This is a genomic window from Kribbella turkmenica (genome assembly GCF_004348725.1).
Classification (GTDB): domain Bacteria; phylum Actinomycetota; class Actinomycetes; order Propionibacteriales; family Kribbellaceae; genus Kribbella; species Kribbella turkmenica.
On record NZ_SMKR01000011.1, the window covers coordinates 56,210 to 67,411 of the forward strand.

General features: G+C 70.2%; 13 protein-coding genes. 7 read left to right on the top strand and 6 right to left on the bottom strand.

Annotation, left to right across the window (positions count from 1 at the left end; translation table 11 throughout):
* Positions 1–59 precede the first annotated feature (59 nt).
* Both E1218_RS04400 and E1218_RS04405 read left to right on the top strand, forming a co-directional pair.
* Positions 60–419 carry a YybH family protein gene (locus E1218_RS04400; RefSeq protein ID WP_132316483.1) on the top strand — a complete coding sequence of 120 codons (360 nt, stop codon included), beginning with the start codon at positions 60–62 and terminating at the stop codon, positions 417–419.
* 146 nt (positions 420–565) lie between these two features.
* Complete coding sequence (locus E1218_RS04405) at positions 566–1,993, top strand: ankyrin repeat domain-containing protein (protein ID WP_132316485.1); 1,428 nt, start codon at positions 566–568, stop codon at positions 1,991–1,993.
* Here E1218_RS04405 and E1218_RS04410 read toward each other — a convergent pair.
* Positions 1,983–3,128, bottom strand: coding sequence for a calcium:proton antiporter (locus E1218_RS04410; protein ID WP_132316487.1), 1,146 nt, complete (start codon positions 3,126–3,128; stop codon positions 1,983–1,985). The genes E1218_RS04405 and E1218_RS04410 overlap by 11 nt on opposite strands.
* Before the next feature lie 190 nt (positions 3,129–3,318).
* On the opposite strand from E1218_RS04410, the gene E1218_RS04415 reads away from it, so the two are divergent.
* Together E1218_RS04415 and E1218_RS04420 are read left to right on the top strand one after the other, a co-directional pair.
* The gene (locus E1218_RS04415) at positions 3,319–3,825 is read left to right on the top strand and encodes a GNAT family N-acetyltransferase (RefSeq protein WP_132316489.1); all 507 of its coding nucleotides are present in this window, start codon (positions 3,319–3,321) and stop codon (positions 3,823–3,825) included.
* Complete coding sequence (locus E1218_RS04420) at positions 3,822–4,661, top strand: SCO6745 family protein (protein ID WP_132316491.1); 840 nt, start codon at positions 3,822–3,824, stop codon at positions 4,659–4,661. Before E1218_RS04415 ends, E1218_RS04420 begins: the two co-directional genes overlap by 4 nt.
* 3 nt (positions 4,662–4,664) lie before the next feature.
* On the opposite strand, the gene E1218_RS04425 is transcribed toward E1218_RS04420, so the two are convergent.
* The gene (locus tag E1218_RS04425; RefSeq protein ID WP_132316493.1) at positions 4,665–5,546 is read right to left on the bottom strand and encodes a LysR family transcriptional regulator ArgP; all 882 of its coding nucleotides are present in this window, start codon (positions 5,544–5,546) and stop codon (positions 4,665–4,667) included.
* Positions 5,547–5,618: 72 nt separating this feature from the next.
* Here E1218_RS04425 and E1218_RS04430 point away from each other — a divergent pair, with 72 nt between their 5' ends.
* Both E1218_RS04430 and E1218_RS04435 read left to right on the top strand, forming a co-directional pair.
* Complete coding sequence (locus E1218_RS04430; protein ID WP_132316495.1) at positions 5,619–6,215, top strand: LysE/ArgO family amino acid transporter; 597 nt, start codon at positions 5,619–5,621, stop codon at positions 6,213–6,215.
* A 14-nt stretch (positions 6,216–6,229) separates the two neighbouring features.
* The gene (locus tag E1218_RS04435; protein WP_132316497.1) at positions 6,230–7,036 is read left to right on the top strand and encodes an MBL fold metallo-hydrolase; all 807 of its coding nucleotides are present in this window, start codon (positions 6,230–6,232) and stop codon (positions 7,034–7,036) included.
* Here E1218_RS04435 and E1218_RS04440 read toward each other — a convergent pair.
* Entirely contained in the window at positions 7,027–7,938 is a 912-nt protein-coding gene (locus E1218_RS04440; RefSeq protein WP_132316499.1) for an SDR family oxidoreductase, read from the bottom strand. The genes E1218_RS04435 and E1218_RS04440 overlap by 10 nt on opposite strands.
* Positions 7,939–7,985: 47 nt before the next feature.
* Between E1218_RS04440 and E1218_RS04445 the strand changes: the two genes are divergently transcribed.
* Positions 7,986–8,681 (top strand): TetR/AcrR family transcriptional regulator C-terminal domain-containing protein, encoded by a 696-nt coding sequence (locus tag E1218_RS04445; RefSeq protein WP_132316501.1) that lies wholly within the window; start codon positions 7,986–7,988, stop codon positions 8,679–8,681.
* Here E1218_RS04445 and E1218_RS04450 read toward each other — a convergent pair.
* The 3 genes from E1218_RS04450 to E1218_RS04460 all read right to left on the bottom strand — a co-directional run.
* Entirely contained in the window at positions 8,600–9,532 is a 933-nt protein-coding gene (locus tag E1218_RS04450; RefSeq protein ID WP_132316503.1) for a DMT family transporter, read from the bottom strand. The genes E1218_RS04445 and E1218_RS04450 overlap by 82 nt on opposite strands.
* A gap of 10 nt (positions 9,533–9,542) precedes the next feature.
* A complete protein-coding gene (locus E1218_RS04455) occupies positions 9,543–10,700 on the bottom strand; it encodes an MFS transporter (RefSeq protein ID WP_233712000.1) in 1,158 nt (385 codons plus the stop codon).
* Between the two features lie 138 nt (positions 10,701–10,838).
* On the bottom strand, positions 10,839–11,202 hold a 364-nt coding region (locus tag E1218_RS04460; protein WP_132316507.1), incomplete at its 5' end, for a DUF4865 family protein.

The following is an 11,202-nucleotide window of genomic DNA, read 5'->3' on the forward strand; positions in this document are numbered from 1 at the left end:
ACATGTTCAAGTAGTCGGTTGCGTGAGCTGGGTCTCGTGCTGCGGCAGGATGAGATCTCGTGAAGGAGAAGCACCTCGACCGCTGGGTGGCGAAGTATCGGAAGGCCTGGGAGTCCAACGACCCGGCCGACGTCGCCGCGCTCTGGACCGAGGACGCCGCCTGGTACCGCCGGCCGGACGAGGAGCCGGTGACCGGGCGGGACGCGATCGTGTCCGCGTGGCTCGAGGTCGCGGACGCACCGGGCGAGACGACGTTCGAGTACGAGGTCCTCGGGTTCGGCGACGGGGTCGGGTTCGTCCGCGGCTGGACGACGTACCAGACCCAACCGCCGAGCGAGTTCAGCAACCTGTGGGTGATCCGGCTCGACAAGGACCGCGCGTACGAGTTCGTCGAGTGGTGGATGGAGAAGCCTTCGTGAGCTAGCCTTCCGGTAGGCGCTTCAGGGCGCCACCGGTCCGCGGGAAGGGCTCAGCCCACCTGGATCACGGAATGGTGCAACAGGTGTTGTTCACCTCCTTTCTCGCCTGACGACGCGGACAGCAGGCTCGTAGAGAGGAGGTCGCGATGCCGACCCGGAATCTCCCGAACGACCCGCACCTGGACCACCTGCGCAAGCAGGCCAAAGCGCTGCTCAAACAGGTCCGCGCCGACGATCCCGCGGCCCGCGCGCTGGCCGCCGAGTTCCATCCCGTGCGGACGCTGGCCGATGCCCAGCTGGTGATCGCCCGCAGCTACGGATTCCCCAGCTGGCCGCGGATCGTGCGGCATCTCGAGCTGGTCGACCGGTACAGCCGGTCGCCGCACCGCCAGGAGATCGGCGGTCCGCTCGACACTCCCGAGCAGCGGGCCGACGAGTTCCTCCGGCTGGCGACCCTGCACTACGGAGAGGACGATCCCGCCCGGCAACGTTCGGCGCGGGCGCTGCTCGACCGGTTCCCGGAGATTGCCTTCAGCAACATCTATACGAAGGTGGTGGCCGGCGAGCCGGCCGCCGTACGGGCGGAGCTTCCCCAGCGGGCACGGGAAGAGGGCGGACCGTACCGCTGGGAGCCGCTGCTCTACCTGACCTACAGCCGCCTCGACGCACCTCATCAGGTGGAGATCGCCCGGCTCCTGCTCGAGCACGGCGCCGATCCGAACGCCGGCTACCTCTGGCAGGGACTGCCGTCCCCGTTCACCGCGTTGACGGGTGTCTTCGGCCGCGGCGAGGGCGACCAGCCACCGCATCGCGACCGGCTCGAGCTGGCCCGCCTGCTTCTCGACGCCGGCACGGACCCGAACGACAGCCAGACGATGTACAACTGCGGCCCGGGCGCACCGCCGCCGTACGACGAGGTGCACCTGGAGCTCCTGCTCGAGTACGGCCTCGGCCGCGGCGACGGCGGTCCGTGGCACGAGCGGCTGACCGCGGCGCACCCGACTCCGCAACAGCTGCTCGAGGACGAGCTCGTCTTCGCCGCCTACCAAGGACAGCTCCGCCGCGCCGAGCTGGTTCTTGCCCAGGGCACCGATCCCGACGGCAAGGGCACGGAACACCCGGCGTACCACGGACACCGGCCCTACGAGCTGGCTTCCGTCCAAGGTCACACCGAGGTCGCCGCGCTCCTCCGCGCACACGGGGCGGCGCCGCTGGACGACGTCCACGAGGTGTTCGCCGCGATCATGCGCGGTGAGACCCCGGACACCGGCCCCGAGCTCGCGGCCCGCGCCGTCGCCCGGGACCCGTACCTGGCGATCCGGGCGGCCGAGATCGGCCGGACCGAAGCCCTGCAACCGTTGAAGGATCTGGGGTTCGACCTCAACATCCTGCGGCAGACCACACCCCTCCACAGGCCGGCGCTCAACGGGCATCTCGACACCGTCAAGAAGCTGATCGAGCTGGGTGCCGACCCGACCGTCCGCGACACCATGTACGGCGGCGACGCGATGAGCTGGGCCGCACACGGCCGTCAACAGGCCGTGATCGACTACCTGAGAACCGTCATGGACTGACCGCGAGGAACAGGAACGCGCTGAAGACCATCAGGTGGACAGCCCCCTGCAGCAGAGTCGCACGCCCGGTGGCAAGCGTCAGCGTGGCGGTCACCACAGTCAGCGCGAACAGCACCATCTCCTTGCCGCCCAGGCCGAGCACCAGCGGGCCGGTGAGCCAGATGGACGCGACCGCGATGGCCGGAATGGTGAGGCCGATGCTGGCGAGCGCCGACCCGAGCGCGAGGTTGACGCTGGTCTGGAGGCGGTTGCGCAGTGCGGCGCGTACCGCGGCAACCGTCTCCGGCAGCAGCACCAGCAAAGCGATCACGACCCCGACCACGGCCAGCGGCGCGCCGGCCGAATCCACCGCGGACTCGAGCTTCGGCGACACGGTCTTGGCCAGGCCGACGACCGCGACCAGGCAGACGAAGAGCAGGCTCAGGCTGATCAGGGCGACCTTGCTGCTCGGCGCGACCGCGTGCTCCTCGTGGTCCTCGTCGACGGCGACCACGAGCTGCTCGACGTCTCGGTGCCGCTGCACGTCCGGCGTACCGGACGAGACCGGGAGGAAGTAGTCGCGGTGGCGGACGGTCTGGACGAACACGAAGACGCCGTACATCACCAGCGAGACGACCCCGGCGAACGCCAGTTGCGCGGCGCTGAACTGCGGACCGGGCGCGCTGGTGGTGAAGGTGGGCAGCACCAGACTGAGCGTGACGAGCGCTGTCATCACCGCCAGCGCGCTGTTGGAGGCGCGGACGCGGAACTCCTGGACGTGGTGGCGCAGCGACCCGACGACCAGCGACAACCCGAGGACGCCGTTGCAGGTGATCATCACCGCGGCGAACACGGTGTCCCGGGCCAGTGACGCCGCCTTGTCGCCGCCGGACGCCATCAGCGTCACGATCAGGGCGACCTCGATCACGGTCACGGCCAGCGCCAGGATCAACGTGCCGAACGGTTCGCCGACCCGGTGGGCGACCACTTCGGCGTGGTGGACGGCGGCGATCACCGCGGACCCGAGACCGGCGCAGACCAGGATCAGCAGGAGCGCGCCGAGGTCACGGCCCCAGGACAGCAGCAGGACGGCGAAGGCGAGCGGGGGCACGGCCAGACTCCAGCGCGGCAACCCGTGAACCACGATGTCTGTCATCCCCGGCAATGCTACGGCCGCACGGATATGCGCTTGGCAACCTCCGCCCGACGGGTGATGCTTCTCGCACCATGTCAGTGCATATGCCACGCCTCCGGCGCGGCGGGTCATGGGGCTCTGTCTCCCGGCCTTCCCTCGTCGCTCCGGTCGCTTCGCTCCCTCCGCTCCTCAGTCCAGGCCGGGAGGCCCCATGACCGGACAGATCCGGAACGCTGCCGCGGACGACTGGACGGCGATCTGGCCGTTCTTCCGCGACATCGTGACCGCACGTGAGACCTACGCGTACGACCCGGAGCTGACCGAGGAGCAGGGCCGGGCGCTGTGGATGTCGCCGCCGGCGGATCCACTCCGCCGGACCACGGTCGCGGTCGATGCCGACGGCACCGTTCTCGGCAGCGCGAGCATGTACCCGAACCGCCCGGGCCCCGGCTCACACGTCGCCAGCGCGAGCTTCATGGTCGACTCGGCCGCCCGGGGCAAGGGTGTCGGGCGGCTGCTCTGCGAGGACATGATCGCCTGGGCCGGGGACGAGGGTTTCCGGGCGATCCAGTTCAACGCGGTCGTCGAGACGAACGAGCCGGCCGTCCACCTCTGGCAGGAGCTCGGCTTCACCATCATCGGCACGGTCCCGGAGGCCTTCGAGCACCCCAAGCACGGGTACGTCGGCCTGCACGTCATGCACCGGCCGCTTCGATGACCCGCGCACGGCGGATGTGGAAGGCCCTCGAGCCGTACCACGCGATCACGTACTTCGCCCCGGACACCAGGCGGGAGACCGACGCGCTAGGCCTGCGCGGTGGCTGGATGAGCTACTTCGGCTGCCGCGCCGCCCCGCTCGGTCCCGCCGGCCCGGCACTGGTCGCGGCGGTCTTCTACAACTTCCACCCGGCCATGGTCGCTCGCGCCCTCCCGGATGCCTGGAGCTACGCGTCGCCCGCCCAACTCCTCGACGCCCGCCTCCGCGCGGTCGACTCCGCCGTACGACGACTCTTCCCGGGTACGTCGTTCCGTCGCGCAGCCGACCTGGGCCGTCAGGCCGCCGAGCTGGCGCCCGTGGCCGGACGGCCGATCGCAGCGGCCAACGCGGAGCTGGCGTGGCCGGACGAACCCCACCTTGCGCTGTGGCAGGCGACGACGACCCTGCGGGAGTCCCGCGGTGACGGGCACGTCGCGGCCCTCGTCGGCGCCGGCCTGAGTCCGTGTCAGGCCTGTGTGACCATCTCGGCCGCGGGTGGGCCCTCGAAGGAGGTGTTCCAGGTCAATCGCCGGTGGAGCGACGACGACTGGGCAGCGGCGGAGGACGATCTGCGGAGTCGCGGCCTGCTGGATCCGGCGGGTCGACTGACCGACAACGGCCGGCAGCTTCGCGAGCAGGTCGAAGCGACGACGGACGTCTTGGCCGACCAGGGGTGGCGTGCGCTCGGTGACGAGCTCACCACCGAGCTCGAGGGCCTCGTCCGTCCGCTGAGCGCGACGCTGATGGCGTCCGGTCTGATCCCGGCCGACAACCCGATGGCCATGCGCTGGGACTGAGCGTCAGCGGAGTCCTTGCGACGCTGCCCGGAGTACCGCCGCGGTCAGGGCGTCCAGCACCTCGGACTGCAGTTTCCAGTGCTGCCAGTAGAGCGGGACGTCGATGTACTTGCCGGGGGCAATGTCCACCAGGCGGCCGGCGGCCAGTTCCGGCTGTGCGACCTCGTCCTCGATCATGCCCCAGCCGAGACCGATCCGGACGGCCTGGTGGAACGCCCCTGGCGCCGGCACCGCATGGGTCGGCGGGTCGAGCCGGCGGCGGGTGACCTTGCGGATCAGCCGGTGCTGCAGCAGGTCCTTGCTGTTGAAAACCATCATCGGCGCCTCGGCGAGCGCGTCGGCCAGTGGCCTCCCGGTCAGCCAGCGGTCGGCGTACTCCGGCGTCGCAACCGCGAGGTAGCGCATCTTGCCGAGCGGTACGACGCGGCAGCCCTGGACCGGCCGCGGATCGGCGGTGACCGCGGCCAGCACCGTGCCGTTGCGGAGGAACCCGGCCGAGTGCTCCTCGTCCTCCTGGTGAACGACGAACCGGGCCGCGTGCTGCCGGGACAGGTCGAGCATCGCGGGCAGGAACCAGTTGTTCAGGGAGTCCGCGTTCACCGCGATCGGCAGCCGGAGCGTGTCGGCCCGGCCGCGGATCGCGGCGATCGCCTCCAGTTCCAGCAGCGAGACCTGCCGCGCGAGCCGGCGCAACGCCTCGCCCACCTCCGTCGGCCGGGCCGGCTTGCCGCGCATCACGACCACCTGGCCGAGTCTGCCCTCCAGGGCCTTGATGCGCTGGCTGACCGCCGACGGCGTGATGTTCAGCCGCCGCGCCGCCGCGTCGAAGCTGCCTTCGTCGACCACGGCCGCGAACGTGTCGAGTTGTGCGGAGTCGATCTGCATGATGAAGTCATGCTAATGGCACACCAGAATCTTTAGCTGTTCTGATCATTTCCGCGTGCCTACGGTCGAAGCATGTCCCTCCTCGCCGGCTTCGCCACGACGCTGTCCCTGATCATCGCGATCGGGGCGCAGAACGCCTTCGTCCTGCGCCAGGGCCTGCGCCGCGAGCACGTCCTGCCGGTGGTGCTGATCTGCTCGCTGTCCGACGCGCTGCTGATCTCCAGCGGGATCGCCGGTCTCGGCGCGCTGCTCACCCGCAGCGAACTGGCTCTCGACATCGCGAAGTACGGCGGCGCCGCCTTCCTCTACGTGTACGCCGCCTTCGCCTTCCGGCGTGCGCTGAAGCCCGACTCGTTCAGCCCGTCGAACCACGCGCCGGCCGCGCTCCGCAGCGTCCTGCTCACCTGTCTCGGGTTCACCTACCTCAACCCGCACGTCTACCTCGACACCGTCGTCCTGCTCGGCTCGCTCGCCAACCAGCGGGGCGACGACGGCCGCTGGATCTACGGGCTCGGCGCGGTGACCGCCTCCTTCAGCTGGTTCTTCGCGCTCGGCTTCTTCGCCCGCAAGCTCACGCCGCTGTTCGCCCGGCCGCGTGCGTGGCAGGTCCTCGACTCCGGCATCGGGGTCCTGATGGCCGGCTTGGCCACCTGGATGCTCCTCCCCTGACCCAGACTTGGTCCGTGGACGTGACGGTGCTGTGCGATGCGGTGGCGGTGTTTCCCGAGCCGATCGAGGAGGCGTTGCCGGGTTGGACGCCGGCGCACGCAGCGTGGACCGCCGAGGTGATGCCGGGCAACATCCAGGGTCAGGGATGGTGGCTGCATTTCCACAGCTATCTGCTGACCGGCGCGGGCGGGGTCGTGCTGGTAGACGCCGGGATCGGGCCCGCGGGCGGCGAGGCGGCAGCGTGGCTGGGAGTGAGCGGGCGGCTGCCGGCGCTGCTGGCGAAGGTCGGCGTCCGGGAGACAGACATCGACACCGTCGTGCTGACCCACGTGCATCTGGATCACGTCGGCTGGAGCACCGACGGTGAGCAACCGCGATTCACGAACGCCGAGTACGTCGTCCAGCGTGCCGAACTCGAGCACGTGCGCGGCGGGGCGACGTACGAGCGGATGATCCGGCCGATCGTCGACGCCGGGCAGCTCAGGGCGGTGGACGGCGAGATCGGCTTGCGTGGGATGCGGTTGCTGCCGACGCCAGGACACACGCCCGGGCATCAGTCCGTGCTGACCGCGCGGGCGGTGCTCGCGGGCGACGTGTTGGTGCATCCGGCGCAGGCTCGGTGGCCCGAGCTCACCTACGTGTACGAACGGGATCCCGCGCGAGCGGTCACGTCGCGGCGAGAGGTGCTCGCGGTGGCGGCCGCGTCCGGGATTCCGGTCGTGGCCGCCCATCCGCATGCCGGGTTGACCGGCGACGTGCAGCCCTTGCCGACGCCGGGCGACGGCGTCGAGGTCTGCGCGCCGTACCAGCTTCAGCGGTAGCCGGTGGTGTCGGCCGGTTTGCCCGGGTCCTGGACCTCGACCATGTAGCGCCACGCGTCCGGCTGACTCCCGTCGAGGTCGGTGAAGCCGTACAGCCGGGCGAGCTCGCCGCTCGACGTCGACCTGCCGTTCCAGCGCCGTACGCCGGGATCCGCGGCCAGGGCGGCCACCGCGCGGCCGACGTACGACGGACTCTCGGAGATCGCGAAGTGCGGGATTCGCTCGGTCGCGTCCCGCCAGTTGGCCTCGGCCACGCCGAAGCCCTCGAGCATGGCCTCGGACCGCAGCCAGCCGGGCGTCAGCAGGACAGCGGTGGCGTCGTACTTGTCGAGCTCGTGCGCGAGGGCGAACGCCATCCGGCTGACCGCGCCCTTGGCGAGGTCGTAGAAGAACGAGACGCGGTAGTTGTCCGCGTTGTACTCGTTCGTGCCGTCGGTCATCTCGACGACCAGGCCACCAGGCGACTCGATCAGCAGCGGCAAGGCGAAGTGGCTGGTGATCACGTGCGTGTCGACACCGAGCCGGAGCAGCCGCAGGCCGTCGTCGAGGTCGCTCTCCCACACCGTCTTGTCCCACTCCGGTTCGCTGAACTGACCCCAGATGTCGTTCACCAGGATGTGCAGCGCACCCTGCTCGCGCTCGATCCGGTCGACCAGCGCCCGGACCTGCTCGGGGTCCAGATGATCGGTCGGTACGGCGATGCCGTGGCCGCCGGCCTGGTCGACCAGCTCGGCGGTCTCCTCGATCGTCTCCGGCCGGTTCATCTCCGACCGCCGCCCCCGCGTGCTGCGCCCGGTCACGTAGACGGTCGCGCCGGCGGCACCCAGCTGGACCGCGATCCCCCGGCCGGCCGCCCGGGTCGCCCCGGTCACCAACGCCACCTTCCCCGCCAACGCCTTCATTCCGTGCTCCTTTTCCATACGTTGTATGGTTATGTACCATACGGCGTATGGTTAATGCTGGCAAGCGGTCCGGACGGCCTCGCGCCGGCGAGGAGCGGCTGAGCCGGGAGGCGATCCTGACGGCGGCGCTGCGGATCGTCGACGACGAAGGCATCGACGCGCTCACCATGCGCCGGCTCGCCTCGACGCTCGGAGTCAACCCGATGTCGCTCTACCACCACCTGCCGAACAAGGCCGCCGTCCTGGCAGGCCTCGCGGAACTGGTGTTCGCCGACCTGGAGCAACCCGATCCGGGTGACGCGGTGCCCTGGCAGGAACAGGTGAAGGACGCGGCGCGGTCCTACCGGAACGCGCTGCAGGCGCATCCGAACCTCGCCCTGCAGGTGCTTTCCGACCCGGCCGCGGTGTCGGACGTGGTCGTCGTGACCGTCGAGCCGTTCTACCGCGCGCTCGACCGAGCCGGCCTGGCGCCACGGCAGATCTTCGAGTCCGTGAACACTCTGGTCGACTTCATCCACGGCTTCACGCTCGGAGAGGCGGCGGTGCGTGCCGAAACGTTCGAACTGGCGCCCGACCTGTTGACCCGGGTGCAGGGTCTGCCCGCGGGCAAGGCGCCGACGCTCGCGCGAGTGGTCGGCGAACTGGGCCCGGAGGGGCTCGCCTACGACTTCGACAGCGGATTCGAGTCCGGGCTGACCGTGCTGACCACCGGATTCGCTGCCGCGGTCCGCCGCGACCGGTAGCGCGAGATCGCAACCCCGACCAGGCAGAGCGCTCCGCCGAGGTAGGCCAGCGGCGCCGGGCTCTCGTCGAGCAGCAGCCAGCCGAGGAAGATCGTCAACGGCGGGACCAGGTACGTCGTCGCACCCATCCGCCCGGCCGTCGTCCGGGCCAACGCATACGCCCAGGTCGTGAAGGCGATCGCGGTCGGGAACGCGCCGAGGAAGACGACCCACCAGATGGTCGACGGCCGCGCGTCGGCGGTCTCCCGGACGAGCGCGGGCGCGAACGGCAGGCAACTGACCGTTCCGATCACGCACGCCAGCCAGGTCACCTCGAGCGCGGGCAGCCTGGTCAGCAGGGGCTTCTGCGAGACGACCCCGATCGCGTACGCCGCCGCCGCGACGAGACACAGCACCACGCCCCACGTCTCGGCCTGCCCCTCGGACGACGACAGACCGATGAGCACGACCCCGCCGAACGCGGCGACGCTGCCGATCACCAACTGCCGCGGAAAACCCTCGTGCAGGAGTACGCCGGCCAGCAGGGCGATCAGCAGCGGGCCGATGTTCACCAGCATTGCGGTCGTGCCGGCGTCGAGCCGTTGCTCGGCCTCGTTCAGCGCCAGGTTGTAGACGCCGAACCACAACAGGCCGCACACCAGCAGGAACTTCCAGTCACCCCTGGCGGGCCAGCGGCGCGGCCGGGTGAACGCGAACGCACCCAGCAGGAGGCTCCCCACCAGCAACCGGCCCAGGGACAGCGCACCGGCCGAGAACTCCTGCCCGACATGACGGATCGCAACGAAGGCCGAAGCCCACAGCACCACCGTCACCGTCGCCGCGCCCGCCGCCAGCACCGTCTCCTTCTTCATGCCTGCGAGGCTAGGCGTCCGACACTTCGGCGGACACCGAATATCTCGCCGGCGGCAACGCGAACGGTACGGCGATCGCCGACAGCAGGACCGGGACCGTCAGCGCAGCCACCAGGACCGACAGGCTGAACCACCAGGACCCGAGGGCGAACCCCGCGTACACCGCGACCGCGAAGACCTCGGCGAACAACCCGGACACCGATGTCACGGTCGCCCGCGCCGCACCGGTGATCGAGTCCTGCAGCCGCGCCTCCGCGACCACGATCACCAGTTGCATCACGCCGTACCCGAGCGCGATCGGGGCAAAGCCCCAGGCCGTCCCGCTCAGTGCACCCCAGGCGATCAACGCCGCCGTCGCTCCCAGCCCGGCCGCAAACGTTGCCGCTGGCAACTTGTAGGCCGGTCCGGCGAGCGCACCGCCGACCGCCTGGGCGGCCACCGTGCCCGCGATCAGCAGCGGCACGACCGTCGTCGAGGCGCCGGCGTCCCGGGCGAGCAACGGGAAGTACTCGTCGAACGCGAGGAATCCACCGAGCAGGGAGACCAGGAGGACCGCCCTGCGAACCGGACGACTGGTCAGGGCCTCGGTCACTCCGGCCTTGAGCGTCACCCAGTACTCGGCGAGCGCAACCCTGGTCGTCGTGGGCACCGGCTCGGCCTCGGGATCGCCAGGCTCTCCGGCCGAGGTCGCCCGTGGTGCCTCCGGAAACGACCACGCCACCACCGCTTGCGCCAGGCAGCTGAGCACGCTGACGACTCCGGCGAGCACGTAGCCGCCCAGGTCGAACAACGGTGCGGCCGAGGCGGTCGCGGCCAGGTTGGCGACCAAGGCGGCCGACCGGGCCCGGCCGAGCAGCCCGGCGTACGTGTCGGTGCGGTCGCGCGCGGCCAACTCGTCGTACACGAAGGCCTCGAACGTGCCCGAGATCAGCGCGGACGACACACCCCAAAGGACGAAGCCGAGCGCGAATCCGGCGAACGACGGCACGGTGACCCAGGCCGCGTACCCGAGCCCGCTGATCAGCGCGCCGAAGATCAGCAGCTTGCGCCGCGAGTACGTGTCCGCCCAGGCGCCCGACGGCACCTCGAGGACGAAGGCGGTCGTCGACCAGATGACGAACAGCATCGAGATCTGGGCGGGCGACAACCCGTGGTCGGTGAACAGCAACTGGTACAGCGGATACAGCGGGATGAAGTCCTGCAGCGCCTCGTACGCGACGATGCGGCCGGACAGGCTCCTCGGTAGGCGGTCAGGGCGTCAAAGATGCGGGCTCGTGTACTTCATGTCTGGAAAGATACGGCGAAATCAGCGTCCCAGCAGGTGCTTTGTCCCGGGTGTGGACAAGTGCAGCACCTGGTACCGCGTTCCGGGCACCGCGCCGGGCTCGGGCGAACTCCACAGGGTGAAATGCACCAAGTCCCAACGCATCGGGTCCACGGCCAGGGCAGCCGAGTGCACATCGTCTCGCGCCGCCGTCGTCCGCAGCGTCTCGAACGCCTCGGCAACCGGTCCCGACGGATCCACGTCGCGGGCGATCGCCTCCGTGTGCTTGGTCGCGCTCATCGCCGGCAGGTCTGCGTCCGGCCCGGCCAGCGCCTCGACGCCTGTCCAGTGCCGAACCGGCGGCCGCCCGAATGAGTCGCAGATGGCGGTGAAGAATCCCCCACCC